The sequence below is a fragment of the Breoghania corrubedonensis genome (assembly GCF_003053845.1).
Taxonomy (GTDB): domain Bacteria; phylum Pseudomonadota; class Alphaproteobacteria; order Rhizobiales; family Stappiaceae; genus Breoghania; species Breoghania corrubedonensis.
Map to the genome: position 1 here is coordinate 499,057 of NZ_QAYG01000002.1, position 24,807 is coordinate 523,863.

Annotated in this window: 23 protein-coding genes; 14 read left to right on the plus strand and 9 right to left on the minus strand. The window is 62.8% G+C overall.

Annotation, left to right across the window (positions count from 1 at the left end):
• Positions 1-43 precede the first annotated feature (43 nt).
• From C8N35_RS10395 to C8N35_RS10410, 4 genes are read right to left on the minus strand one after another with little or no spacing between them, the layout of a single operon-like run.
• Complete coding sequence (locus C8N35_RS10395) at positions 44-850, minus strand: MotE family protein (RefSeq protein ID WP_107989600.1); 807 nt, start codon at positions 848-850, stop codon at positions 44-46.
• A complete protein-coding gene (locus C8N35_RS10400; RefSeq protein WP_107989601.1) occupies positions 847-1,395 on the minus strand; it encodes a DUF6468 domain-containing protein in 549 nt (182 codons plus the stop codon). The genes C8N35_RS10395 and C8N35_RS10400 overlap by 4 nt, the downstream gene beginning before the upstream one ends.
• The gene (gene fliM, locus C8N35_RS10405) at positions 1,392-2,603 is read right to left on the minus strand and encodes a flagellar motor switch protein FliM (RefSeq protein WP_107989667.1); all 1,212 of its coding nucleotides are present in this window, start codon (positions 2,601-2,603) and stop codon (positions 1,392-1,394) included. Before fliM ends, C8N35_RS10400 begins: the two co-directional genes overlap by 4 nt.
• Positions 2,604-2,641: 38 nt before the next feature.
• Positions 2,642-3,163 carry a flagellar basal body-associated FliL family protein gene (locus C8N35_RS10410; RefSeq protein ID WP_107989602.1) on the minus strand — a complete coding sequence of 174 codons (522 nt, stop codon included), beginning with the start codon at positions 3,161-3,163 and terminating at the stop codon, positions 2,642-2,644.
• 315 nt (positions 3,164-3,478) lie between these two features.
• On the opposite strand from C8N35_RS10410, the gene flgF reads away from it, so the two are divergent.
• From flgF to flgH, 4 genes are read left to right on the plus strand one after another with little or no spacing between them, the layout of a single operon-like run.
• Positions 3,479-4,228 carry a flagellar basal-body rod protein FlgF gene (flgF, locus tag C8N35_RS10415; RefSeq protein ID WP_107989603.1) on the plus strand — a complete coding sequence of 250 codons (750 nt, stop codon included), beginning with the start codon at positions 3,479-3,481 and terminating at the stop codon, positions 4,226-4,228.
• Between the two features lie 37 nt (positions 4,229-4,265).
• Positions 4,266-5,045: a flagellar basal-body rod protein FlgG gene (flgG, locus tag C8N35_RS10420; RefSeq protein ID WP_107989604.1), complete on the plus strand. Its 780-nt coding sequence runs from the start codon at positions 4,266-4,268 to the stop codon at positions 5,043-5,045.
• A gap of 18 nt (positions 5,046-5,063) precedes the next feature.
• Positions 5,064-6,086, plus strand: a complete 1,023-nt coding sequence (gene flgA, locus C8N35_RS10425) for a flagellar basal body P-ring formation chaperone FlgA (RefSeq protein WP_107989605.1) — start codon at positions 5,064-5,066, stop codon at positions 6,084-6,086.
• Positions 6,083-6,823, plus strand: coding sequence for a flagellar basal body L-ring protein FlgH (gene flgH, locus C8N35_RS10430; protein ID WP_107989606.1), 741 nt, complete (start codon positions 6,083-6,085; stop codon positions 6,821-6,823). The genes flgA and flgH overlap by 4 nt, the downstream gene beginning before the upstream one ends.
• Before the next feature lie 286 nt (positions 6,824-7,109).
• On the opposite strand, the gene dksA is transcribed toward flgH, so the two are convergent.
• Both dksA and C8N35_RS10440 read right to left on the minus strand, forming a co-directional pair.
• Positions 7,110-7,526: an RNA polymerase-binding protein DksA gene (gene dksA / locus C8N35_RS10435; protein ID WP_107989607.1), complete on the minus strand. Its 417-nt coding sequence runs from the start codon at positions 7,524-7,526 to the stop codon at positions 7,110-7,112.
• A 247-nt stretch (positions 7,527-7,773) separates the two neighbouring features.
• Positions 7,774-8,196 carry a flagellar assembly protein FliX gene (locus C8N35_RS10440; protein WP_107989608.1) on the minus strand — a complete coding sequence of 141 codons (423 nt, stop codon included), beginning with the start codon at positions 8,194-8,196 and terminating at the stop codon, positions 7,774-7,776.
• A 299-nt stretch (positions 8,197-8,495) separates the two neighbouring features.
• Between C8N35_RS10440 and C8N35_RS10445 the strand changes: the two genes are divergently transcribed.
• The 9 genes from C8N35_RS10445 to flaF all read left to right on the plus strand — a co-directional run bounded on the left by C8N35_RS10445 (position 8,496) and on the right by flaF (position 18,503).
• Positions 8,496-9,608 carry a flagellar basal body P-ring protein FlgI gene (locus tag C8N35_RS10445; RefSeq protein ID WP_107989609.1) on the plus strand — a complete coding sequence of 371 codons (1,113 nt, stop codon included), beginning with the start codon at positions 8,496-8,498 and terminating at the stop codon, positions 9,606-9,608.
• A complete protein-coding gene (locus C8N35_RS10450) occupies positions 9,608-9,943 on the plus strand; it encodes a rod-binding protein (protein WP_107989610.1) in 336 nt (111 codons plus the stop codon). Before C8N35_RS10445 ends, C8N35_RS10450 begins: the two co-directional genes overlap by 1 nt.
• Positions 9,940-10,431 (plus strand): hypothetical protein, encoded by a 492-nt coding sequence (locus C8N35_RS10455; protein WP_210203474.1) that lies wholly within the window; start codon positions 9,940-9,942, stop codon positions 10,429-10,431. Before C8N35_RS10450 ends, C8N35_RS10455 begins: the two co-directional genes overlap by 4 nt.
• A gap of 443 nt (positions 10,432-10,874) precedes the next feature.
• Complete coding sequence (locus C8N35_RS10460) at positions 10,875-11,282, plus strand: flagellar protein FlaG (RefSeq protein WP_107989611.1); 408 nt, start codon at positions 10,875-10,877, stop codon at positions 11,280-11,282.
• An 801-nt stretch (positions 11,283-12,083) separates the two neighbouring features.
• A complete protein-coding gene (locus C8N35_RS10465) occupies positions 12,084-13,637 on the plus strand; it encodes a flagellin N-terminal helical domain-containing protein (RefSeq protein WP_107989612.1) in 1,554 nt (517 codons plus the stop codon).
• A gap of 413 nt (positions 13,638-14,050) precedes the next feature.
• On the plus strand, positions 14,051-15,523 hold the full coding sequence (locus tag C8N35_RS10470; protein ID WP_107989613.1) for a flagellin N-terminal helical domain-containing protein: 1,473 nt from the start codon (positions 14,051-14,053) through the stop codon (positions 15,521-15,523).
• 453 nt (positions 15,524-15,976) lie between these two features.
• The gene (locus C8N35_RS10475; protein WP_170122068.1) at positions 15,977-17,527 is read left to right on the plus strand and encodes a flagellin N-terminal helical domain-containing protein; all 1,551 of its coding nucleotides are present in this window, start codon (positions 15,977-15,979) and stop codon (positions 17,525-17,527) included.
• A gap of 228 nt (positions 17,528-17,755) precedes the next feature.
• Positions 17,756-18,229 carry a flagellar biosynthesis repressor FlbT gene (gene flbT / locus C8N35_RS10480; protein WP_107989615.1) on the plus strand — a complete coding sequence of 158 codons (474 nt, stop codon included), beginning with the start codon at positions 17,756-17,758 and terminating at the stop codon, positions 18,227-18,229.
• Positions 18,165-18,503: a flagellar biosynthesis regulator FlaF gene (flaF, locus tag C8N35_RS10485; protein WP_210203475.1), complete on the plus strand. Its 339-nt coding sequence runs from the start codon at positions 18,165-18,167 to the stop codon at positions 18,501-18,503. The genes flbT and flaF overlap by 65 nt, the downstream gene beginning before the upstream one ends.
• Before the next feature lie 263 nt (positions 18,504-18,766).
• Here flaF and C8N35_RS10490 read toward each other — a convergent pair whose 3' ends face one another.
• The 3 genes from C8N35_RS10490 to C8N35_RS10500 all read right to left on the minus strand — a co-directional run bounded on the left by C8N35_RS10490 (position 18,767) and on the right by C8N35_RS10500 (position 23,609).
• Positions 18,767-20,260, minus strand: coding sequence for a flagellar protein (locus C8N35_RS10490; protein ID WP_107989617.1), 1,494 nt, complete (start codon positions 20,258-20,260; stop codon positions 18,767-18,769).
• Positions 20,261-20,268: 8 nt separating this feature from the next.
• On the minus strand, positions 20,269-22,143 hold the full coding sequence (gene flgK, locus C8N35_RS10495; protein WP_107989618.1) for a flagellar hook-associated protein FlgK: 1,875 nt from the start codon (positions 22,141-22,143) through the stop codon (positions 20,269-20,271).
• Between the two features lie 71 nt (positions 22,144-22,214).
• Positions 22,215-23,609: a flagellar hook protein FlgE gene (locus tag C8N35_RS10500; RefSeq protein WP_107989619.1), complete on the minus strand. Its 1,395-nt coding sequence runs from the start codon at positions 23,607-23,609 to the stop codon at positions 22,215-22,217.
• Positions 23,610-23,961: 352 nt separating this feature from the next.
• Between C8N35_RS10500 and C8N35_RS10505 the strand changes: the two genes are divergently transcribed.
• Positions 23,962-24,807, plus strand: coding sequence for an AAA family ATPase (locus tag C8N35_RS10505; protein WP_107989620.1), 846 nt, complete (start codon positions 23,962-23,964; stop codon positions 24,805-24,807).

Here is a 24,807-nt window from a genome sequence, read left to right on the forward strand (position 1 = left end):
TTAACGCGCTGTTACATTGATTCTCCAAAGTCGCGGTAACCGGTTAATTGCCGCGGATCTTGGGCAGGTCTCCCATCGAGCCGGCCATGCCGTCATTCTGTCCCGTCGCCAGTTCGATCGTCAGCCGTTCCGCCACCTCGGGCTTCATCTTGGCCATGACATCGGCGACCTTGGCGGGCTTCATGGCGCGTGCAACCCTGACGAGAACATTGAGGTCGAGCCGGTCGAAGATGCGGGCGGCATCCTTGGCGCGCATGGATTCATACATCCGGGCGAGGTTCTTGAATTCCTCTTCTTCCTTTTTCTTCTTTTCGTCGACCGCCGTTCCGATGCGCGCCTCAAGCTGTTTCAGCTCGCCCACGCGCTTCTCGATACGCGCCTCCGCCGCCTTCAGGAGATCCTCGCGAAGCTGCTGGCGCGCCTCGCGTTCATCCAGCTCCTTGCGCCGGGCACGCAGCCGCTCCAGCACGACGCGCTCGGAACGCGAACGGCCGAGATCGTTGCCCTGGATCACGGTGCCGTCCGCCGGCAACTTTCCATTGCCCATGCCGTTTTCGCCGGGAAGCGGCAGGCTGCCGGCATCCGCCCCCTGACCCTGATCGCCCGCCGGCGCGGGTGATGGCGCGGCTGACGGCGCTCCGGGTTGAGGACCGTCGCCGGGGACACTTGCATCGGGCTGCGTCTGCGCTCCGTCTCCGGCCGCCGGCGCCGCGGCGTCCGCACCCTGCGCCGATGCCTCAAGCACCGGGCTCAGCGCGAAGCCGGACATGGTGACGATGCCGATGCTCTTGAACACCAGCAGCGCACCCGTCGCCAGGAAGACCAGATGAAGGAGACGCAGTTTGTTCAAGCCGCCCGCTCCCCGCTACGCTGACGGAACCGCTCCAGCCGGGCGGCGGCTTCTGCCGCGGCCGCCCGCAGGTCCTGCGCGGACAGAGACTTTGCCGCCTGGGGTGCGGGCTCGGGCTGTACCTCCGCGCGGCCCTGGGCCGGATGAGGCTGGTAGGGCTGGGCCGGATGAGCGGCACCACGATGCGCGGGCGCCGCGCCGCCGGCCTGCCCGCGCCCGGCCGCTTCCGCGATCTGGGTGATGCGCGTCAGCACGGTTTCGCCGGTGTCGAGCTGGCGGGCGAGTTCACCCGACAGATGCTCTGCCTGGATCAGACGCTGGGCGATCGTCTGGTCGCATTCGGCCGCCGTCGTCTTGAGGCCGAGAATGGCGCGCTCGGCGATCTCCGTCGTGGTGATCAGTTCCGAGATGGTGGCACGCAGCGCCTGCTCGTCGGACCGCAGGCGCTTCAGCCTGGAGTTGAGGATCGCGCAATAGGTGATTGTCAGCACCAGCAGGATGGCAACCAGGCCTTCGATGATGAGGCCGAGGGGAAGGTGACTCACGACGAGGACTCCATCTCTTTTTGCATTGCCTTCTCGAAAGCGGAAAGCGTCATTTTTGATTTGCGCAGGCTGCGGCTGACGGCGATTGCGATATTGTCTTCCACCCGGCCGAGATGCCCCTCGGTGAGATGGACTTCACCGGCCTTTATGGAAACCGGATCGTGGGGGCCGATATCGAACATCAGCGTGTCGCCGAGTTCGAGCTTCATGATCCGGCTGATCGGCACCTCTGTTTCGTAGAGCACCGCGGCGACTTCCATCTCCGCGGCGTGGATCTCCGTCGCCAGGTGCCCTTCCCACGTGGTGTCGCGGCCGAACTTCTCGCCCATGAACTGCTGCAGCAGCAGATCGCGGATCGGCTCCAGCGTCGCGTAGGGCATCATGATTTCGATCTTGCCGCCGCGATCCTCCATGTCGATGCGAAGCTCGACGAGGATGGCCGCGTTGGCAGAGCGCGAAATGGCGGCGAAGCGGGGATTGGTCTCCAGCCGCTCCAGATTGAAATGCACCGGCGACAGCGGCGCGAAGGCCAGCTCGGCGTCCGCCAGGATGATCTCGACCATCCGGCGTACGAGGTTGATTTCGATGGTGGTGTAGGGACGCCCCTCGACGCGTACCGGCGCGCCACCGCGCCCGCCGCCGAGCAGCACATCGATGATCGAGTAGATCAGGCTCGATTCCACCGTCGCCATGCAGAAGCCGTCCCACTCCTCCGCCTTGAAGACGGTGAGGATGGCGGGCAGCGGAATGGAATTGAGGTAGTCGCCGAAACGCACCGAGGTGATCGAGTCGAGCGAGACTTCCACGTTGTCGGAGGTGAAGTTGCGCAAGCTGGTCGTGGTCAGCCGCACCAGGCGGTCGAACACGATCTCCAGCATCGGCAGGCGCTCGTAGGAGACCATCGAGGAATTGATCAGCGCGCGGATGCCGCTGGTCTCGCCCGATATGGTGTCCTCGATGTTGAAGCCGAGAAGGTTGTCGATTTCCTCCTGGTTCAAGATCCGGTCGGCGCCGCGCGTCGCGGTCTCGAGCTCCGGCTCGCTCGCATCGACCATCGACGCCCAGTGGGCGGCCATGTCGTCGGCGCTGCCGGCACCCTGCTCCTCGAGCGCAGCTCCCCAGGCGGCGGCCAGGTCGTCGTCTTCCGACTCTCCGCCCCCCTGTTCGGCGAGCGCATCGCCCCAGGCTGCGTCCAGGTCATCGACCATCAGGTCATCGTCGTCTTCGTCGGCCATGATCGTCGCACCTACTGGATCAGGATTTCCTTGAAGAGGACGCCATCCACGCGCGCCGGATAGACCGCCACGTTGATCCGCCTCAGGAGTTCTTCCTTGAGCCGGAACAGGCCGGCCGAGCCTTCGAGGTCCACCGGCCTCAGCTCGCGCAGATAGACCTGAAAGGCATCCATCACGCGCGGCAGGAACGGCTCGATCTGGTCGGCGACACCCCGGTCCGCGACCTCCAGCGAGATCCGAACCTTCAGGTACGTCGCCTGACCCTGGGTGGCGAGGTTAACCGTCACCTCCGGCAGGTCGTAGAAATAGACTTCCTTTTGCGGAACGAATTCGGCTTCGCCGGCCGCACCAGTCTGCGGCGCACCGGAATTGCTCCCGCCACCGCCGAACAGGCCGAGGAAGTATGCCGCACCACCGGCGACCAGCAGCAACACCACCACGGCGGCAGCGATGACGATGATCTTCTTCTTTTTGGACGGCGCCTCGCCGTCGACGCCAGCCTCTTCGGCCTCGCCCTGTTCTGCATCAGACATTTACGGCTCCCCGCCGTGTGTTTTGGACGCAGAATGCTCCCCGTGCGCCCGCGTTCCTTATTTAGGGCCACAATGGTTAACGAATGGTTTCCAAATCGTTGCCGTACTGTCCCGTATATGGCCTGCAAAAGCCCAGGCAGCCTTTGCCCGCAGGCAGGAAAAAGCGGCAACTATTGCCGGGTATTAACCAACCTTCCAGAATTTTCCCTTTATTTTCAATGCCATTTCAGTTGGCACGGCTCGTGCTGATGAAGAGCCGTGCCACGCTGTCTGGGGAGATTGGCGTGGCGTTGGGGAGCATAAGGAAAGTTAACGATGGAGAATGCGGAGCTCATCGGCCTGACCCGTCAGACCGCGCTCAAGCGCCAGCTGGCCGTCATCGCCAACAATCTCGCGAATCTGAATACGAGCGGCTTCAAGAACGAGAAGCTGCTGTATGAGGAATACAAGATGCCGGTCGCCAAGATGAGCGAGTTTCCCCGGCGCATGGACCGTCCGCTGTCCTATGTTCAGGACTTCAGCTCCTTCCGCGACATGCGCGGCGGCGAGATCCGCATGACCGGCAATCCGCTCGACGTCGCCATCAACGGCGACGGCTTCTTCGTGGTCGACACCCCCGAGGGGGAGCGGTTCACCCGCGCCGGCAATTTCCAGATCAACGGCAACGGCGAACTCGTCACCATGGACGGCAACACCGTGCAGGGCGACGGCGGACCGATCACCTTTGCGCCCGACGAGACGGACATCTCCATCGCCCGCGACGGTTCGATCTCCACCAATCAGGGTCAGCGCGGACGGTTGCGCATCGTCGGCTTCGAGAACGAGAGCGCGCTCAACCCCGTCGGCAGCAACCTGTTTGCGACCAACGACGCGCTGCCCCCCGTCGATGTGGTCAGCCCGCGCGTGCAGCAAGGCGCGCTGGAAGGCTCCAACGTGGAAGGCGTGACGGAGATGACCCGGATGATCGAGGTCACCCGCGCCTATCGGACCGTGGCCCAGTTGATGAAGGACCAGAACGATCTGATGACCAACGCCATCCAGAAGCTCGGCACCACCGACAGCTGACCCCTGCCCGACGCACAGATTTTCAGGAGACGAGCCCATGAGAGCTCTCCATATCGCCGCCACGGGCATGAAGGCCCAGGAACTCAACGTCGAAGTCATCTCCAACAACCTCGCGAACATGCGCACCACCGGCTACAAGCGCCAGCGTGCGGAGTTCCAGGACCTGCTCTACCAGAACCTGCGCCGCGCCGGCACGGACACATCCGACGCCGGCACGCAGGTGCCGACAGGTGTCCAGCTCGGCTCCGGCGTGCGCACCGCCGCCACCAGCCGCATCATGTCCCAGGGCACGCCGGAATTGACGGAAAAGGAAACCGACGTCGCCATCAAGGGCGAGGGCTTTTTCCAGATCGACCTGCCCGACGGCACCACCGCCTACACCCGCGACGGCTCGTTCGAGCGCGACTCCACCGGTCAGCTCGTCACCGTCGACGGCTACGCGGTGCAACCGGGCATCACCATTCCCGACAACGCGCTCGACATCACCATCAACTCGGAAGGCTCCGTCCAGGGCACCGTGAACGGCGCCAACCAGACTTTCGGCCAGATCCAGCTCGCCCGTTTCACCAACAAGGGCGGCCTGCAGGCGATCGGCGACAACCTGTTCCTGGAAACGGAAGCCTCCGGCGCGCCGATCGTGAACGATCCCGGCGACAACAGCACCGGCACCCTGCTGCAGAACTACCTGGAAGCCGCGAACGTGGAGGCGGTCACCGAGATCTCCGACCTGATCTCCGCCCAGCGCGCCTACGAGATGAACTCGAAGGTGATCCAGGCCGCTGACGAAATGATGCAGACGAGCTCGCAGCTGCGCTAACGCCCGGGAACCAGCCCCATGACGCGTCATCTCATCCTCTTCGCCTTCGCCGCGGCGCTGCCGCTGGCCGGCATGGTGCCCGGCGGCCTGCCGGGCATGGAAGGCAGCGCCCAGGCAAGCCCCCTGGCTGCGGAACGCCCGGTTCTGCGCGGTAAGGTTACCGCCACCCGCGCGCTCCTCACCATCGCCGACTTCTTCGAAAACCCCGGCCCCAACGCCGACCAGCCCCTGTTCCGCGCGCCCGATCTGGGCCGCACCGGCACCGTACCCGCGCTCGACGTGTTGCGCCGGGCCCGCGCCGCCGGTCTCACCGATGCCGACACCTCCGGCGTGCGCGACGTCATCGTGCACCGCGCCGCGCTGACCATCGGCCCCGACCAGCTGCGCCGGATGATCCGCGAGGCGTTGCAGGAGCGCACCGGCATCGATGCCTCAGAGGATCTCGAAATCGAATATTCGGGCGACCTGCCGACACTGACCGCCGATCCGGCGGCGCTGGAGCCGGTCAAGCTCGCCCGCCTCTCCTACTCGCCGCACAGCGGCCGGTTCGACGCCGTCTTCTCCGTGGATCTCGATAAGAGCCAGACCGCGTTCGCCGTCGCCGGGCTCGCGATCGAGACCGCAAGTATCGTCACCTTTTCCCGCCGCCTTTCGCGCGGCGACATGGTCACGGCGCACGATCTGGAAACCACCCGCGTTCCCCGCACAGCTCTGCGCGAGGGCACGGTCACCGATCCCGACGACATCATCGGCATGGCCGTTCGCCGCGCCCAGATGCCCGGCCGCGTGCTGGTGAAGCGCGACTTCGAGGAGCCGATTGCGGTTGAACGGCGCTCCCGCGTGATCATCACCTACGAGATCTCCGGCCTGAAGCTGACCGTCCAGGGCGAAGCCATGGCCGATGCCGTGAAGGGCGACGTCATCGACGTGCTCAACATCCAGTCCCGCCGGACCATCCAGGCGGTCGTGACCGGCCCCGGCCGGGTATCCGTCCAGCCGCGCACCGCGCGCGTGGCGAGCCTCGAGGAGCACGTGAAATGACTCCCTTCCGTATCCTCCTCGTGTCCTCCGCATGCCTGCTCGCAGCGGGCTGCGGCACCGCCGACAAGCTGAAGAACATCGGCAAGGCCCCGGCGCTCAGCGCCATCAACGATCCGACCGCGACGCCGGGCTACCGGCCGGTGAAAATGCCGATGCCGCATCCCGAGCCGGTGCATTACGCGGCAAACTCGCTGTGGCAGTCGGGCTCGCGCTCCTTCTTCAAGGATCAGCGCGCCCGTCAGGTCGGCGACATCCTGACGGTGGTCGTGACGATCACCGACAAGGCCGAGATCGATAACGCCACCGAGCGCAAGCGTTCCGGCTCCGATTCCATGGGCGCGGGCGGCGCGGTCGGCACGGCCATCGACAAGTTCCTGCTGCCGGCCGGCTCCAGCGCCTCCGACCTTGCCGACGTCTCCTCCACCTCCAGCCAGTCCGGGTCCGGCACGGTGGACCGCTCCGAAACCCTTGAAACCAAGGTCGCCGCCGTCGTCACCCAGGTGCTGCCCAACGGCAACCTGGTCATCGAGGGCCGGCAGGAAGTCCGCGTCAATTTCGAAGTCCGCGAACTGATCGTCGCCGGCGTGATCCGGCCGGAGGACATCGGCGCGGAAAACACCATCGACAGCGCCAAGATCGCCGAGGCCCGCATCGCCTATGGCGGCCGTGGCCAGATCACCGACGTTCAGCAACCGCGCTACGGATCCCAGGCGCTCGACATCCTGCTGCCCTTCTGACGCCTCCCTTGCGGTGTCGCCGGGATTTCTTCCGGCGGCGCCTTCCCCTCTCCCCGGAGAGCTCACTCCCCAGAGCTCTCTTCCAAGCCGCTCTCCCCGCTCCCCGGGCAGGACGGCTGATTGAGGGCGCGGTGCAATGCTCCCCAAGCGCACCGCGCCCCGACCTCTTGACGGGCGGACACGCCACCCTCACGCTCCCCCCTTGCGCACTCAAAGAAAAAGCCGCCCGAAGGCGGCTTTTGATTCAGTCTCAACGGTTCTGCCTTCCTGAAGAAGGCGTCCCGGATCAATCGTCCCGGTAAACTCGCTCGCGCCGTTCGTGGCGTTCCTGGGCTTCGAGTGACAGGGTCGCGATCGGGCGGGCGTCGAGACGCTTCACCGAGATCGGTTCTCCCGTTTCCTCGCAATAGCCGTAGGAACCGTCTTCGATCCGCTGCAATGCAGCATCGATCTTGGAGATGAGTTTACGCTGCCGGTCGCGCGCACGCAGCTCTATAGAACGATCGGATTCCGAAGATGCGCGATCCGCGAGATCAGGATGATTTTGGCTCTCCTCCTGCAGATGGGCCAGAGTTTCTCTGCTCTCACGCAGGATATCTTCTCTCCAGGCGAGCAGCTTCGAGCGGAAATACTCGCGCTGCCTCTCATTCATGAACGGTTCGCCCTCGTGAGGACGATAATCAACTTCGACTTCAACCGTCATGGATCACTCCGAAAACCTAACGAGGCCGCGCGGAATATAGCGATCACGCCTACAACCCGCAACGACGATGTCGGGAAAAACTAACCCATGCGTGATTTTAGGCAGTTATGACCCGGAACGACTACGTACTGGGCACACAAGCGGGCCCGCAACGTCTCCCGTGAAGGCCGCAGGCACCGGCCCGGAGAGGGAAAACGATTCTCCGCGCCCGAAGGTTCCGCCAGCCTCCCGCTCCCGCGCCGCGATCTCAGTCGGGAAAGCGGCCGAGCTTTGCCAGCTCCACGCGCGCGCGCAGGTCGATTTCGTCAATCACCGCCTCAAGCCGGGGATCGCCGGATGGAAGCCGGGTCTGCACGAGTTGAAGGATCCGGTCGAGGCGCGCTTCCGGCATGACGCCGGCCAGAAGGTCGGCCTTCATCTCTTCCAGCGCATCGAGAAGATCGTGGCCGCGTTTTGTCGCCCCCCGGCGTTTGCCGGTAAGCGGATCCTCGACTTCCTGAAGCGACAGGAGCGCATCGACCGCATACGTCGAACTGACGCCGCCGGACACGCTTGAGCGATCCGCCTCCTCGCCGGAGGTCGGCGCGAAGGTCGAGCCGGACTTCGATGTCCCCTTCGCACCCGACCGCTTCTGGATGCCGGAGCCTGAGGTCGGTCCGCCGATCCGCATGACGCTTGTCCCGCTTGTGTCTCGCCCGTCGGTCGCCGGATGGAGCGTCCGCCATCAGAAGGCGGACCGGCCATGACCGATACAACGGGCAGAAATTTCCGAAATCCCGGGGCTTTCCGGGGCACTAGGCAGATTTTGCCGGGTCACCACAGCCAGCCTGAGTCTAGCAGCCCGCACAGAACACTCCAAATCATTATCGTTTTCAATCCGTTAAAGACGGGACACGAACAGCCGACCGACTGGCACGCTCCTCGCATTCAAAAGCACGCAAATCAAACACGTTGCGCGGATCGCCCTAAATGTTCCTGGTTTCCCGTCTTCGCCTCATCGTCCTCGTCACCGTGACGCTTGCCGCCACCGCCGCGTGGCCGGCCTCGCGCATCAAGGACATCGCCGATTTCGAGGGTATCCGCGAAAACCAGCTCATCGGCTACGGCCTGGTGGTTGGCCTGCAGGGCACCGGCGACACGTTGAACAACGCCCCCTTCACCAAGCAGAGCCTTCAGGCGATGCTGGAACGGCTCGGCGTCAACATTCGCGGCGCAGACCTCAAGACCCAGAACGTCGCCGCCGTGATGGTCACCGCCAACCTGCCGGCCTTCACCACCCAGGGCTCGCGCATCGACGTGACGGTGAGCGCCATGGGCGACGCCGACAGCCTTCAGGGCGGCACCTTGCTGGTAACCCCGCTGATCGGCGCCGACGGTGAGGTTTACGCCATCGCGCAAGGCCCGCTCGCCATCGGCGGTTTCTCCGCACAGGGTGCGGCCGCCTCCATCACGCAAGGCGTGCCGACCTCCGGGCGCATCTCCAACGGGGCGGTGGTGGAGCGCGAGCTGAACTTCAAGCTCGCCTCCATGACGTCGCTGCGGCTGCAGCTGCGCAATCCGGACCTGACCACCTCGCGCCGCATCGCGCTTGCCATCAACGAGTTGATCGGCCTGCCGACCGCCGAACCGATGGACCCGGCCACCGTGCGCCTGACCCTGCCGCGCGACTTCGACGGCAACATCGTCGACCTGATGACCGACATCGAACAGTTGCGGATCGAGCCGGACCTGCCCGCCAAGATCGTCATCGACGAGAAGTCCGGCATCATCGTCATGGGGCAGAACGTCAAGGTCTCCACCGTCGCCGTCGCCCAGGGCAACCTGACGGTAACGATCGCGGAGAGCCCGGTCGTCTCCCAGCCGCAGCCTTTCGCCAATGGCCAGACCGCCGTGGTGCCGCGCACCGACGTGACGGTTACCGACGGCGCGGAACGCAAGGTCGCGGTGGTCAACGAGAGCGTGACCCTGCAGCAGCTCGTCGACGGGCTCAACGCGCTGGGCATCGGACCGCGCGACCTGATCACGATCCTGCAGGCGATCAAGGCGGCAGGCGCGCTGCAAGCCGAAATCGAGGTGATCTGATGGAAGCGAACACCACCAGCCTCCTGAGCCAGCCGACGCTGACCAGCCTGAAAGCCGCGCAGGCGGCGACCCTGAACGGCCATGGAGTTTCCAAAGACTCCAAGGTCAACAAGGTTTCCAAGGAATTCGAGTCCCAGTTCCTCCACCAGATGATCGACTCCATGTTCGAGACCATCGAGGGCGGCGGAACCTTCGGAGACTCCAACGCCTCGCAGATCTGGCGGGGCATGCTCTCGCAGCAATACGCCAATTCCATCGTCGACGCCGGCGGCATCGGTATCGCCGACAGCGTTCAGCGCGAACTCATCGCCATGCAGGAAGGCACGTCTCAATGACCGCGACTTTTGACCAGAACACCGCGATGCGGGACAACGCGCGCGAGCCGATCCACACGCGCACGGAAGCGGAAGAGGAATGCGCCAGGCTGCGCGGCACGATGGACGACCTGCTGGCCGCCATCGAGCAGGAAACGGCGCTGCTGCGCGCAGGCAAGTTGCGCGAGGCAGGCGAGATGCAGCCGCGCAAGGCCGAACTCATGCAGAACTACATCCAGCAGCTCAACCGCACCCGCGACAATTCCGTGGCGCTCGGCAATCTCGCCCCCACCGCCGTGGCGGAACTGCGGCGTGGGCATTCCGAGTTCCAGGCGGTGCTGAAGATCAACCTCGCGGTGCTTTCGACCGCGCGCGAGGTGACCGAGAAGCTGGTGCGGTCCGTCGCCCAGAGTGTCGGCGTCGCGGAAAGCCCCAAGACCTATGGCCGTGGCGCCGTCCCCCCCAGGGGCGAGTCCATGCGCGGCCTCGCGGTCAACCGGAACCTGTGACAGACACCACGCAGCCATGCCGCGCGACCTGCCGCAGAGACGATACCCGTCGCCGCAAGGTCCGCGCCGCAAGAAAAGACGTTGGCCGCGCCCGTGCGCGGCCGCTTCACCACGGCAAGACGGGCTGCGAATGGGCAATTTTCGCAAAAGACGAAATGATCCGCAGAACCGTCAAGAGAGCCGTACACCTCTTGACGGCAACCCGCAGCGCTTTCATCATGCGCACCGGAACAGGTGGAAGGTGCTGATTTGAAAACATTTTTTTCAATGTCATTTCTTTCGATGGCAAAATGCCGAATCAGCGCATGCCGCAGCGCACGCTGAAACCTTTTAAATTTTGTTAAAATTTTACCTCTTTCCTTTCCATTCCGGTCAGATGCGGGCTATATACTTTGCTACCGCAAGATGGGCTCATTGAATATTGGAGCCCGAAGGAGATCGCCATGGATTCGGGAGTGATCAAACCCGTTTCGGCATTGGCTCAGGCCGTAACGTCGCAAGCCCAATACGCAATGCGTTCGGCAGCGGCAAACGAAACGGAATTGCCGGCCGAACAGGTCGTAACGCCCGCCACCGAAAGTGACGGCAGCGCGAGGTCGCGTGCGGAGGCGGAACGCCGGGACGACCGGCCGCTCAAACGCGAGAACTACTTCGACCAGGAAACCGATACGCTGATCTTCCGCGCGACAGACCCCTCAACGGGCGAGGTTGTGCGCCAGATCCCGGAAGAGGCGCTGCTGCGCCTGCGTCAGGCCCTGGCCAGTCAGACGGCCACCAATATTCCCGCAGCCGGCGCACAGGCAAGCATCGGAACCGGATCGAGCGAACCGACCGTCAGCCGCACCTTGTAAGGGCGCACGCGACCAAACGCGAAAGGCCGCATCCTCGGCCCTCCCCTTACTGTGCCCGCCGTACGCCCCCCCCGCATTTTCATTTGTTGCCATTTTCTCCGCCAGTTTCCTCTCCGACCGTTTCGTGCCCCCTCCTTCATTCCAGTCGCCCCCTCCTCCCGACCGATACTATTTCCCCTCAAGTCGATCGCCCGGGCTCCGCTTCATTGTTGAGACCGGATTGGCGCCGCAGACCCCGGACCACCCAAACGGAGGGAACCGGACTTGACGGCCCGCGCCGACCTTTGGATGAGCGTCATCGAGAAATCCCCGCGAAAGCCGTGGGGCCGGCGTGCAGCCCCACGGCTTTCGCGCGCGCACGCAAACCGGATAATCGAGCGACAACACCTTCGCCCGCACGGCGCCGCTTACAGCGCGCGCAAGAAGGCCGGCGAACCACATCTCCGCCCCTGCCTCGCGCGGCCTTAAAGCCCCATCCGGCCCGCCACCCCGCATCGCTTTCCGCCATTTCGGAGGGTCCGCATGCCAGACAATGGTATTTTTGACGTTCAGTAATATACTTATTATTTCCCTAAAGTACTTTGGCTTTTACGAAAATGTAATATAAACCCCCTCCCAAACATTGCTATATATAACAATAATTCAGACCATAACAGGCCGAAACTATCGTCATAAATCTCATTAGTGTCACTATTTACTTCGAGTTCACTTTCGTTTTTACCATCAGTTAAGACCTTAGACTTAGCGTCACCTGCGTTCACCCAGAACGGGTGCTCTGTTCCCAGAACGAGGAAAACTGTAATGGCTGATATCACTCTCTCCGCCGGCGTCCGTCAGAACCTGCTCTCTCTGCAGTCCACCGCGGACCTGATGGCGACGACACAGAACCGTCTCGCCACCGGCAAGAAGGTCAACTCGGCGCTCGACAACCCGACCAACTTCTTCACCTCCTCCTCGCTTCAGTCGCGGGCAAGCGATCTGGATTCGCTGATGGACTCCATGTCCAACGGCATCAAGACGCTGGAGGCCGCGGATAACGGTCTGACGTCGATCACCAACACGCTGGAATCGATGCAGTCCACGTTGCGTCAGGCGCGTCAGGACAAGTCCTTCGAGACCACGTCCTACTCGGTTGACGTGGGCTCCACCCCGGCCGGCACCGAGCAGCTGTCGCTGTCGGGCGGTTCGGTCGGCACCACGGCCGTCGATATCGACCTCACCCAGTCGCAGGGCGTCGCCACCGGTTCCGGCTTCGCTGCCCTCGACTTCGACAGCGCCGCCGACGACTCCTATGCCGGCACGATGAGCTTCGATGTCGCCATCGACGGCGGCACCGCGCAGACCGTGGCCATCTCCGCGACCGATGCCGACACGCTGTCGATCTCCATCGATGGCGGCACCGCGACCACGTTCGACGTCGCCGACGTCGAGGCGGTCACCGCTGACGAACTGGCTTCCGTGATCAACGCCGGCTTCGACGCCAACAGCGTTGCCATCACCGCCAGCACCGACGGCGGCGAGCTCGTGCTCACCTCCGACACAGCCTCCGACAGCTCCACCGCCGCTGTCACCGTGTCGGCCGTCGCGGAAACCCTGGCAGGCTCCTCCGACTCCGGCCTCGGCGCCGCTGTCAGCAGCCTGGGCAGCACCACCGCGAAGACTGTCGATACGCTGGTCTCCGAGATCAATGCCAACAGCTCGCTCGACGAGAAGGTTCGCGCGTCGAACGACAACGGCAAGCTGCGCCTGGAAAACCAGTCCACGCAGGATCTCACCGTAACCGGTGTGACCGCGTCGACGGGCACCGTTGACGGTGGCACAGGCACGGGCACGATCGGCGGCAACACGGTGCGCGCCGATCTGGCCGACCAGTTCAACGAACTGCGCGACCAGCTCGACAAGCTGTCGGATGATGCCTCCTTCAACGGTATCAACCTGCTGCGTGGCGACAAGCTGACGATCACCTTCAACGAGACCGGCACTTCGACGATCGACATCCAGACCAAGAACGGCGAGACCGTCAACGCCGGCACCCTGGGTATCTCCGATATCGCGGAAGCCGATCTGGACAGCGACACCAACATCGACACGTTGCTGACCGGTGTGAAGGACGCGATCAATACGGTTCGTTCGCAGTCTTCGGCCTTCGGCTCGAACCTTTCGATCGTGGAAAACCGTCAGGAATTCACGACCGCGATGATCAACACGCTGGAAACCGGCGCCGACAATCTGGTGCTGGCCGACGGCAACGAGGAAGCGGCGAACATGCTGGCCCTGCAGACGCGCCAGCAGCTCTCCTCAACAGCCCTGTCCCTGGCATCCCAGGCCGATCAGGCGCCGCTGCGTCTCTTCTAAGCCGAAGAGACATCGCGAGACGACATCGAACGGCGGGGCCTCAGGCTCCGCCGTTTTCTTTTGCCCCTCCCGCTTTTGTCCGCTCGCGAGCGAGCGAGCTACGCGCGGCCCGTCGCACACCGACAAATTGTCGCAGCTCGGACCAAGAAAACACCGCCTGGCAGGTAGAGACGGGCCGTGTCGAGGGCGCATTGGCGAAAACGCGCGGTTTTTCCCATTCCCCGCAAAACGCGACTGCACGCAAGGCGACATTTTTGGCGCGCGTAGCACAACCAACGACACTTCTTTCATGGGATTACTACGCTCGTAGGAACTGACGTGTCCGTAAGTATTAAACCCTTGTTAATATTTGCAAGTCAGTTTCTACCAGTCCCCAGAACGGGGGCGTGTGTGTTCCAAGAAAGGAATGAGTAATGTCCGATATCACTCTTTCGTCCGGCGTTCGCCAGAACCTTCTCTCCCTGCAGAAGACCGCGGATCTGATGTCCACGACGCAGAACCGCCTCGCCACCGGCAAGAAGGTCAACTCGGCCCTCGACAACCCGACGAACTTCTTCACCTCCTCCTCGCTTCAGTCTCGGTCGAACGATCTGAATTCGCTGATGGACAGCATGTCCAACGGCGTCAAGACGCTTGAAGCGGCCGACAACGGCCTGACCTCGATCACCAACACGCTGGAATCGATGCAGTCCACCCTGCGTCAGGCGCGTCAGGACAAGTCCTTCGAGACCGCGTCCTTCACGATTGACGAGACCGCCATCGGCACCGCAACTGCGAAGACCCTGGATCTGTCCGGCGGCGCGATTGGCGACACGCCGATCCAACTGGACCTGAACAGCACGGATGTTGCGGCTACACCGGCCACGCTTACCGGTACCGGTGGCACGGATCTGTCGGTTGCAGATCCCGATCTGAGCGCCCTTGATGGCCAGAGTATTACGCTGACGGCTGGCGACAACACCGTCACGTATGACTTCACATCTGCGACCACCGGTCAGAAGGCAGATCTGGAAACTGCTCTGAACGATGCCGGGTTCACCGTCTCCGGCACCTCGGGTGGCCTCGACATCAGCCGGGCGGATGGCGCCAATGTGACCGTCACGACATCCGCCGGTGCGGTTGACTCCGTGATTGGCCTCACCAGCGGTGATACCAGCACCGATGGCGTTGCAGGTTCGACGGGTACGGTCAAGACCGTCGACGAGCTTGTCTCGACGATCAACAACAATGCCGACTTGAAGGGCAAGGTTCGCGCGTCGAACGATAATGGCAAGCTGCGCCTGGAAAACCAGTCCACGCAGGACCTCACCATTGCCGGTTCGACCAGCACCGGCTCGGTCGACGGATCCACGAGCACCTCGTCGATCGACGGTAACGACGTTCGCGCCGATCTGGCCGACCAGTTCAACGAACTGCGCGACCAGCTCGACAAGCTGTCTGATGATGCCTCCTACAACGGTATCAACCTGCTGCGTGGCGACAACCTGACGATCACCTTCAACGAGACCGGTACCTCCACGATCGACATCCAGACCAAGGGCGGCGAGACCATCAACGCCGGCACACTGGGTATCTCGGATATCAAAGAGGCTGATCTGGACAGCGACACCAACATCGACAGTCTGCTCACCGGTGTGAAGGATGCGGTCAACACCGTTCGTTCGCAGTCTTCGGCCTTCGGCTCGAACCTGTCGATCGTTCAGAACCGTCAGGACTTCACCAAGTCCATGATGAACACGCTGCAGACCGGTGCCGACAATCTGGTGCTGGCCGACGGTAACGAGGAAGCGGCGAACATGCTGGCCCTCCAGACCCGTCAGCAGCTCTCCTCCACGGCTCTGTCGCTGGCCTCCCAGGCCGATCAGGCGCCGCTGCGTCTCTTCTAAGACGACGCGGACATCGCGAGACGAAATCGAACGGCGGGGCCTTTGGGCTCCGCCGTTTTTCGTTTCGTCCCCCTATCGATCCCGCCCCCGCCGATGCCGGAACTTTTTCCGATCTGATGGAACCAGATCGAAGTTCGAGATGCCTGTTTTTGCCGCATGATCCATTCGCTCCTCGCTTCGCTCCGCTCCGATCATGCTCCAGGTCTCATACCTGCGGCATGAGGCGCCGCCAGCGGCCCGACGCTCGCGCACGATCGGGCACTTGACGGGGAGAACGTCAGGATTTCTTACGTATCTCCACGAAGAAAATGCGCCTGGTTAGACTTTTTTTTACGTATATGGGGGTGAAAGCTTCCTCAGTGCGGGCGCTGTTTACAAAGCGTTAACCATTTCGATGTCATCCGTTAACCAGTCTTAACAAGTTCCTGCCCTTTTCAGGATTGGATGGCGACCGTGTCTGACATCACTCTCTCCGCAGGCGTGCGGCAGAATCTCCTCTCTTTGCAAAAGACCGCAGATCTGATGGCCACCACCCAGAACCGTCTCGCCACCGGCAAGAAGGTTAATTCCGCGCTCGACAACCCGACGAATTTCTTCACCTCCTCGTCGCTTCAGTCGCGCGCGAATGATCTTTCCGCACTGATGGATTCCATGACGAACGGCGTGAAGACGCTGGAGGCGGCCGACAACGGCCTGACGTCGATCACCAATACGCTGGAATCGATGCAGTCGACGTTGCGCCAGGCCCGCCAGGACAAGACCTACCAGACGGCAGCCTACACGGTCGACCTGGGCGCCACGCCGGCCGGCACGGAAAAGCTCTCGCTCTCCGACGGCGCGATCGGTTCGACGCCGGTCGATATCGACCTCACGACCGCCCAGGGCGTTTCCACCGGCTCCGGTTTCGCCGCCCTCGATTTCGACAGCGCCGCCGACAATTCCTATGCAGGCTCGCTTTCTTTCGATGTGGCGATCGACGGCGGGACGACGACCTCGGTCTCCATCACCGCGACAGATGCCGACACCCTGTCAATTTCCGTCGGCGGCGGCCCCGCCACGACCTACGACGTGGCAGACGTCGAGGCCGTGACCTCGGACGAACTGGCGTCGGTCATCAACGCCGGCTTCGACGCCAGCAACGTCGCGATCACCGCATCGACCAGCGGCGGCGAGCTGGTGCTCACTTCCGACAATGCCTCAAGCACCTCCTCCGCCGCCGTCACCGTCTCGAGTGTGGCCGAAACACTTGCCGGCGCCTCCGATTCCGGCCTGGGCGCCGCATCCGACAGCATCACGAACATCACCGAGAAGACGGTCGCCACCCTGGTATCCGAGATCAACAACAACGCCGCCCTGAAGGACAAGGTGCGCGCGTCGAACGACGACGGAAAGTTGCGCATCGAGAACCAGTCGACCCAGGACCTGACGGTCACCGGCTCGACCTCCGGCGGCACGGTGGACGGATCGACGGGCACCACGACGATCGACGGAAATACCGTCCGCTCGGATCTGGCCGATCAGTTCAACGAGCTGCGCGACCAGCTCGACAAGCTGTCCGACGACAGTTCCTATAACGGCATCAACCTGTTGCGCGGCGATAACCTGAAGCTGACCTTCAACGAAACCGGCACTTCGACGATCAACATCCAGACCAAGAACGCCGAAACGATCAACGCCGCCTATCTCGGGTTGACCGATCTGCAGGCCTCCGATCTCGATCTCGACTCCAACATCGATTCGCTGATGGGCACGGTCAAGGACGCGCTGTACGAGGTCCGCTCGCAGGCCTCCACCTTCGGCTCCAACCTGTCGATCGTGGAAAATCGTACCGAATTCACCAAGATGATGATGAACACGCTGGAGACAGGCGCCGACAATCTGGTGCTGGCCGACGGCAACGAGGAAGCGGCGAACATGCTGGCCCTCCAGACCCGTCAGCAGCTCTCCTCCACGGCCCTGTCGCTGGCCTCCCAGGCCGACCAGGCGCCGCTGAGCCTGTTCTAGCGGTCGGGATAACAAACGCGCCACAACAGGTGCCAATCGCCCGGGAGCCGATATCCCGGGCGCGGATGCGAAGCCCGGATCGAGGCTGTCCGGGCGTGCCGGACCAAGGGCGTTTCGTGCGGTGTGCTTTCGCGTTAAGGTGCAGAACCGGTGGATTTGTACACCGCCTGTCCCTGCCCGGAACACCCGGTAAAGATCCCTCAACCAATTACGGCGAAATTCTTCGTCATGGCGCTAAAAATCGAGCTAAAACCCGGCGAAAAGTTCATACTGGGCTCCAGTGTCATCACGAACGGAGACCACCGGACCCGCTTGTTCATATCCGGTGAAGCCCCCATTCTGCGCGAGAAGGATATCCTCACCAAGGAAACGGCGGACACCCCGGCCAAGCGCATCTACCTGATCGTACAGCTCATGTATCTGGATCAGGACTCGGGACCGCATCAAAATCTATATTTTGACCTTGTAAAAGATATCCTTGAAGCAGCGCCTAGCACCTTTCAGATAATCGACCGCATTAATAATAAGATCTTAACCGGGTCTTTGTATCATGCGCTCAAAGAAGCGAGAGCGCTTATAGACTACGAGCAGGAGCTGATCGGGCATGTACAATCAGGCGACAGCAGCCTACCAAAAAATGAGCCAGACCGGCGTGAATCCGCGGGATCTGGAAGCGACCCTACTGATGAAGGCAGCCGGTAAGCTACAGAATGTCGTGGACCACTGGGACGAGGTTTCCCGGAGCGAGCTGAGCGAACAGCTGACCTACAACCGCCGGCTCTGGACCTTCCTGCTGGCCGCGGTGAGCGAAGCGGACAATCCGCTGCCGGAGGCCATCAAGCTCAACATCACAAATCTCGGCGTGTTCATCATGAACCGGACGCTGGAGGTGATGTACAAGCCGGATCCACAGCGGCTCCTGTCGCTGATCTCGATCAACCGCAACATCGCCGAAGGCCTGCGCGGCCGCGGCTGACATTGCCAGTTTCAATGCTCGCCTTTCCCAGGACGCGCGCCCGCCCGGCGCGCGTTTTCGCATGTCCGGGAGGTCCGCATGGGCGAGACAGGCAGCCGGCGGCCGCCCTCGCGCCGAGCACGCATTGCCAAGTCCCGCCCCGATACGCAATCGCCCGGACGAAGCCGGGCGAGAACGCTGCGATACCTTTTGAGAGAAAACGGAAGCCGCGCACATGAATGCCGGCGGCAGGGCATAACACCCTGCCGCGCCGCGCGCCGTGCCTACATGTAATTCGCCAGCGACAGCTGGTAGCCGATCGCGGTGGTCTTGTAACTGATTTCCATCATGGTCTTGAGCTGAAGGATCTGGGCCGCGACCGCGTTGCTGTCGATCCCCTCGATCTCGTCGACGGCAGTCTTCAGCGAGTTCGTGGTTGTGGTGTGGCGCTCGTCCACCCGCTTCACGGCCAAATGGGTGGTGGCCAGCTCCATCTGTATCTTCTCGATACCCGAGGTCTTGCCCTCTTCGTTCTGCAGAGGCGCGCGCGATCTCTCGGCCATGGCCGTGTAGAAGCCATGGTCCTCCTCGCTCTCGCCGGTGAAATCGGCCGCGACGAAGGCGGCGATCGACTGAACGACCTCCCGGATACCCTCCTCATTCGCACGCACGCCGTAGTTCACGGTGAAATTGTCGTCGATATTGGCGCTGGAACCGGTGCGCGGATCGGCCACCGTCTGGTCGCCCACATACCACGCGACCGTGTCGGCGCTGCCGTCGCGCGTGGCCGTGGCCGTGTCGAAGGGCGGGCCGTCGACGCGGGCGACCGGCTTGCCCTGATAGGTATCGAAGAAGGCGTCGGACCCGCGCGCGTAGGACGCGGCTTTCAGTTCGCTGCCGGCCGTGTCGCCCAGCGCGGTATCGAGCGCGTCCTTGAAGTTCTGCGCGGTATCGGCCGGCGTCGCGCCAATCTCGAAGCCGCCATTTTCACCGGGCCCTTCCGCCACATGCAGCTCTACGGTGGTCTGAGTGCCGTCCGGCAGGTCCATGAAGACCCTGATTTTCTCGCCCACCTCCGGCTGACCGGTGAAATCGACGTCCTGACTGGCCGGCGGACCGGCGGTGTAGTTCGTGGTGACGTTCGACAGATCCGAGGTCACGCCCTGGATCTTGAAGCCGAAATCGTGAACCCCGTCCTCCGCCAGCGTCACGGTCGTGCCGGCAAGCGAACTGGTCAGCCGGCCGTTGTCGAGCGGACCGGCATCTGCCTGTGCGTATTCGTCGATGACCTGCTTGAGACCGGCGTGGGTCAGGTCGCCATCCATGATCAGGTCCATATCGACCACAGGCGCAGTATCGACCTTGGAGCCGCCATAGAGCTGACGGCCGCCCACGTCGGAGTTGAGCAGCCCGAGCAACTCCACCAGCGACACTTTCGCCGACGTCTGGCTATTGGTCCCGCCGTCGGCCTGCTGGACGAAGTTGTTGGGATCGATCGCGGTGCGGGATTCCGAGCGGATCTCATCCATTCGTCCGGCCGTCTGGTCGAGGACGTTCATGCGCAGGTCGACGAAATCGATCGTCGACTGATACGAGCCGACCTCGTTGATGCGCTGCTTGAGCGACAGATCGAGGCTGCGGTTGCCCCCGAGACCCGCGTAGGTTTCCGAATTCTTCAGGGTGTTCAGCTGGCGCTGCAGATCGTCAAAGGTCGATCGCATCCGCGTGAGCTGATCGATCATCGAGGAATTTTTGAAGAAGACCGTGCTGACTGCCATGGTTTGCCTCACGCTCTCATCAGAACATCGAACAGTTCCTGAACCACCGTCATGACGCGCGCATTGGCGTTGTAGGCGTTCTGCAACTGTATGAGCCGGGCCAGTTCCTCGTCCATATTGACGGCGGAGGAGTCGTCCACCCGGTCTTTCAGATTGTTGGTGGCCACTTCCTGTCCCGCTCGCACGAGATCCAGGTTCGCGGCCTTGGAGGACTGGCGGCCGACGACTTCCGAGAGGTAGTCGACCACCGTGCCATTGAACGGCGCCGTCTTGGTGCCGACGCCCGCCCTGCTGTCGAACTGGAAAGAGTCCTGTGTCAGTGCGTTCAGCATGGCCAGCGGCCGCGTCGGGTCACCCTCTTCCGTCTGTCCGACCGTATCGTACACGACCAGGCGCGAAATATCGGCCATGAGATCGGGATTGACCGTGATGCGGCCGGCATAGCCGACCTTCTGATCCCGCCCCTCAAGGGCGTCGGTGTAGGCCGTGCCGGAGCGACCGTCGGTGAAGAAGGGGAGCGCAGCCCCCTCGCCCGTCAGCCCGCTTGCGGTCACCGTGGCGTCGAGCCCGGTGATGGTGGACGTGGTGCCACCGTCATCCACGAAGCTGAACACCGAGCCCGTGTTGGATACCGTGAAGCCCGCGGCGGCGAGCGCGGCCTGCATCTGGGTCGCGGCCGACGCGTTGCCGGCGGAGAAATCGATACCGTAGACGGTGTCGTTGGGATCCGCCGTCTCGGTATTGTCGAGCGGAAGCTGGCTGGCGTCATCGACGCGCAGGAAGCTGATGGTCTTCTCCTCGCCCGAGACCGCATCGGTGTAGGTGAGCGAGACCTTGTTGCCCGACTGGAGCGCCGCCAGATCGACCTGGAGCCCCTGCTGCGGCAGGGTGGCGCCCGCGTCGCTGCTTTCCACCTTGTAGTTCGACAGCGCCAGCGACATCTGGCTGGCAATCTCGTCGAGCTGGTCCTGCACTTCCACCAGGTAATCGTCGCGCATGTCCACCAGCGCGCCGAGTTTTCCCGATGTGACGCCGTTCGTGGCGATCATGTCGATGGTGGAGCCGCCGGGCGTCACGAGCGTGAGCGTGCCGACCTTGCTGAGCGCAGGGTCGTCGTTCCACTGCGCTTCCGCGGACACCGTCGCCCGCCCGTCGAAACGCAGTTCGGAGGGGTAGACGTCGAGCAGCGACATGCCGTTGGTCGTATAGAGCCGGACCGAGCCGTTGGGATTGTCGCGCACGTTGATGTCGATCAGGCCCGACAATTCGTCAAGATAGCGGTCGCGCTCATCTTCCAGGTCGGCGGTGGAGTCCCCGCCCGCCTTCTGCACGACGATCTGGTCGTTGATGTCATCGACAGAGGAAATGAGATCGTTGATGCGATCGACGGTGCTGCCGATCACCGTCTCCGTCTCCTGCCGCATCTGCTGAACGCTGGAGGTGGCGCTGTTGAGCTCGGAGGCCAGCGCCTGGGCGCTCTGTACCACCTGCAGGCGGGCGGTATAGTCCTCGGGGCTTGCCGCAAGCGACGACAGATCGGAGACGAACTGCGCCATCACCTCGCTGAGCGAACCGGGGTCTTCCAGGGAACCGAGCAGCTTGTCGACACGCCCCGCATAGGATGCCATCAGGTCCGAATAGGACATGTCGGCATTGCTGGAGCGGTACTGGCTCTGGGCATACTCATCGATACTGCGGGTGATCTGATCGGCGACGACGCCAATGACCCGGCCGTCGTTGCCGTAGTCGACAGAAGCCTGCAGTGTCTTCTTGGTGTAGCCAACCGTATCCGCATTGGCGATGTTGGACGCCGCCACATTGAGCTGGCGCTGGTTGTAGTCCAGACCGTAAAGAGCGGTGTTAAGCGCCGAACTCAGACCCATGGCACGACCGTCCTGACGAGAGGTTTATGGTGACGCCGCCAGCCCCGCGGACTGGCGGCGAGAGGCCCGCGTCAGCGGACCATGTTGAGCGCTTCCTGAAGCATTTCGTCGCCCGAGGTGACGATGCGCGTGTTCGCCGAGTAGGCCTGCTGGGTGATGATCAGCTTGGAGAACTCGTCGGCGATGTCGGTGTTGGAAGCCTCGAGCGAATTTCCCTTGACCGAACCGGTGGCACTGTAGAGCGGCTCACCGGAATCCGATGTCTGGGCGAAGGCGCCGCCATCCAGGCGCTCAAGCCAGGCGTCGGCATTGAACGAGGCGATCGGGATCTCGTAGAGATCGCGCGTCTGGCCGTTATTGTAGGTGGCTATGATCCGGCCCGAACCCGAGATCTGGACACCGGTCTGCTCACCGGACGCATAGCCGTCCTGCTGCAGCGTCTTGACCTTCGCCGAGCCGTTGGGGTCGGCGTACTGGGTCAGACCGTCGGAACCGAAGGTGAAGAGCGTATCGCCGACAGTGTTGCCGTTTACGGTCAGGTTGGTCAGCGTGACGTTCGTACCGGCAGGCGAAGCTGTGGTTCCGGTATCGTCGACCGTCGAGATCAACGCGCCGGAACCGTCAAACGTGAACTGCCCCGCGTGCGTCCAGGCCGTATCCGTACCCGTCGCGGTGGAGTCACTCATGTAATAGAGTTCCCATTGCGCGTCCTGCGGCGCGGAGGCGTCGGCATTCTGCGACTTCGCCCAACGCACCTGGACATTCACGGGCGAGCCGTTCTCGTCGTAGATGGTGATGGCCTCACCGGCGAGAGAGGAGCGCAGGAAGGCGGTCTCATCGTTCGCGGTGATATCGTTGCCGGGGGTGATGGAACTGTCGAGCAACTCCGACCCCGGCGATGTGGCGTCTGCCTGGGCCGTGATCGGATAGGTCGGCAGATTGCCGCGATACTCGATTTCCGTCGTCTGGCGGGCACTCATGAAATCGTTGGTGATCTGGATCAGCTCGGGCACCGTGCCGGACACATTGCCGGTGGTCTCGTCGATCGGATTGCCGAAGAGATAGTAGCCCGCGCCGTTGACCAGATAACCTTCGTCGTCGATCTCGAAGTCGCCGCGTCGCGTATAGACATTGTTGCCGGAGAAGATCGAGCGACCGTCCGTTTCCCCCAGCTTCTGCTGCACGACGAAGTAACCGTCTCCCTTGACTGCCATATAGGTATCAATGTCGGAGCGCTGGACATCGCCAGGGATGTCGTTCGTGGCGCGCGAGTTGGCCGTCACCGTGCCAGCTTTCTGGGTGGTCTGGTTGTTACCGCCGCTGGCCACGAGATCAGAAAAGCTGGTATCCAGGCGCTTGTAGCCGGTGGTCTGCGAATTGGCGATGTTGCCCGAGATGTTCTCGAGCGCATAGGACTGGGCCTTCAGACCCGAGATCGCCGCATTGATGGCGCCATAGATGCCCATCGACTTCTCCTCACGAATGGTCGCTAGTCAGCGAGGGATACAAAAACTCGACGCTTCCAACGCAACCGCCGTGCCAAGTCGAAAAAGTGCGCCTGGCTGACGCCTTTTCAACGTATTAGCTACGTCATGTCGGATTTTATCCGCGCACCGAAAGGGACATTCGTGCCGCCCTCGGGCAAAGTTTGCCGGGCGGCGGGCAAGTTTTGACGTCGCCCCCCGACCGCCGGCTTGGCGATCCGGCCCCTTGCGTCATATGCTGCGCCGGTCCGCCGCGGGGTTCGCCCCCTCGGGCAACCCGGCCCACTGTCGGCCAGTCCACCAAGAGCCAGCCAGACAACATCAGGACATCCGCATGCGTTTTGAAGGCACCGCCGATTATGTCGCGACCGAGGACCTGCGCATCGCCGTGAATGCGGCGCTCGCCCTGGAGCGGCCGCTCCTGGTCAAGGGAGAGCCCGGCACCGGCAAGACCGTGCTGGCGCAGGAAGTTGCCAGGGCGCTGGATGCCCCGCTCATCGAATGGCACGTCAAATCGACGACCAAGGCGCAACAGGGCCTTTACGAGTACGACGCCGTTTCGCGCCTGCGCGACAGCCAGCTTGGCGACGAGCGCGTGCACGACATCGCGAACTACATCAGGCGCGGCAAGCTGTGGGAGGCCTTTGTCTCCGAACGCCATCCCGTGCTGCTGATCGACGAGATCGACAAGGCCGACATCGAGTTCCCCAACGACCTGCTTCTCGAACTCGACCGCATGGAGTTCCACGTCTACGAGACCGGCGAGACCATTCGCGCAGAGAAGCGTCCGCTCGTCATCATCACATCGAACAACGAGAAGGACCTGCCCGACGCCTTCCTGCGCCGCTGCTTCTTCCACTACATCAAGTTTCCCGACGAGGAGACCATGCGCGCCATCGTCGAGGTCCACTTTCCCGACCTCAAGGGGATGTTGCTGCGCGAGGCGCTGACGCTCTTCTACGAGGTGCGCGAGGTGCCGGGCCTGAAGAAAAAACCCTCGACCTCGGAACTGCTCGACTGGATCAAGCTGCTGGTCAACGAGGACGTGGACCCGGCCACCTTGAAGGAACGCGACGCGTCGAAGCTGATCCCGCCGCTGCATGGTGCCCTGCTGAAGAACGAGCAGGACGTCCACCTGTTCGAGCGGCTGGCCTTCATGGCGCGGCGCCAGGGACGCTAG

Bases quoted from the DNA above. Each gene is read 5' to 3' on its own strand.
- fliM (WP_107989667.1), bottom strand. From the start codon at position 2,603: ATGGTCGATGACCTGGACGCAGCCTGGGGCGATGCGCTCGCCGAACAG.
- C8N35_RS10410 (WP_107989602.1), bottom strand. From the start codon at position 3,163: ATGTCTGATGCAGAACAGGGCGAGGCCGAAGAGGCTGGCGTCGACGGC.
- flgF (WP_107989603.1), top strand. From the start codon at position 3,479: ATGGAGAATGCGGAGCTCATCGGCCTGACCCGTCAGACCGCGCTCAAG.
- flgG (WP_107989604.1), top strand. From the start codon at position 4,266: ATGAGAGCTCTCCATATCGCCGCCACGGGCATGAAGGCCCAGGAACTC.
- flgA (WP_107989605.1), top strand. From the start codon at position 5,064: ATGACGCGTCATCTCATCCTCTTCGCCTTCGCCGCGGCGCTGCCGCTG.
- flgH (WP_107989606.1), top strand. From the start codon at position 6,083: ATGACTCCCTTCCGTATCCTCCTCGTGTCCTCCGCATGCCTGCTCGCA.
- dksA (WP_107989607.1), bottom strand. From the start codon at position 7,526: ATGACGGTTGAAGTCGAAGTTGATTATCGTCCTCACGAGGGCGAACCG.
- C8N35_RS10440 (WP_107989608.1), bottom strand. From the start codon at position 8,196: ATGCGGATCGGCGGACCGACCTCAGGCTCCGGCATCCAGAAGCGGTCG.
- C8N35_RS10445 (WP_107989609.1), top strand. From the start codon at position 8,496: ATGTTCCTGGTTTCCCGTCTTCGCCTCATCGTCCTCGTCACCGTGACG.
- C8N35_RS10450 (WP_107989610.1), top strand. From the start codon at position 9,608: ATGGAAGCGAACACCACCAGCCTCCTGAGCCAGCCGACGCTGACCAGC.
- C8N35_RS10455 (WP_210203474.1), top strand. From the start codon at position 9,940: ATGACCGCGACTTTTGACCAGAACACCGCGATGCGGGACAACGCGCGC.
- C8N35_RS10460 (WP_107989611.1), top strand. From the start codon at position 10,875: ATGGATTCGGGAGTGATCAAACCCGTTTCGGCATTGGCTCAGGCCGTA.
- C8N35_RS10465 (WP_107989612.1), top strand. From the start codon at position 12,084: ATGGCTGATATCACTCTCTCCGCCGGCGTCCGTCAGAACCTGCTCTCT.
- C8N35_RS10470 (WP_107989613.1), top strand. From the start codon at position 14,051: ATGTCCGATATCACTCTTTCGTCCGGCGTTCGCCAGAACCTTCTCTCC.
- flbT (WP_107989615.1), top strand. From the start codon at position 17,756: ATGGCGCTAAAAATCGAGCTAAAACCCGGCGAAAAGTTCATACTGGGC.
- flaF (WP_210203475.1), top strand. From the start codon at position 18,165: ATGAGCCAGACCGGCGTGAATCCGCGGGATCTGGAAGCGACCCTACTG.
- C8N35_RS10490 (WP_107989617.1), bottom strand. From the start codon at position 20,260: ATGGCAGTCAGCACGGTCTTCTTCAAAAATTCCTCGATGATCGATCAG.
- flgK (WP_107989618.1), bottom strand. From the start codon at position 22,143: ATGGGTCTGAGTTCGGCGCTTAACACCGCTCTTTACGGTCTGGACTAC.
- C8N35_RS10500 (WP_107989619.1), bottom strand. From the start codon at position 23,609: ATGGGCATCTATGGCGCCATCAATGCGGCGATCTCGGGTCTGAAGGCC.
- C8N35_RS10505 (WP_107989620.1), top strand. From the start codon at position 23,962: ATGCGTTTTGAAGGCACCGCCGATTATGTCGCGACCGAGGACCTGCGC.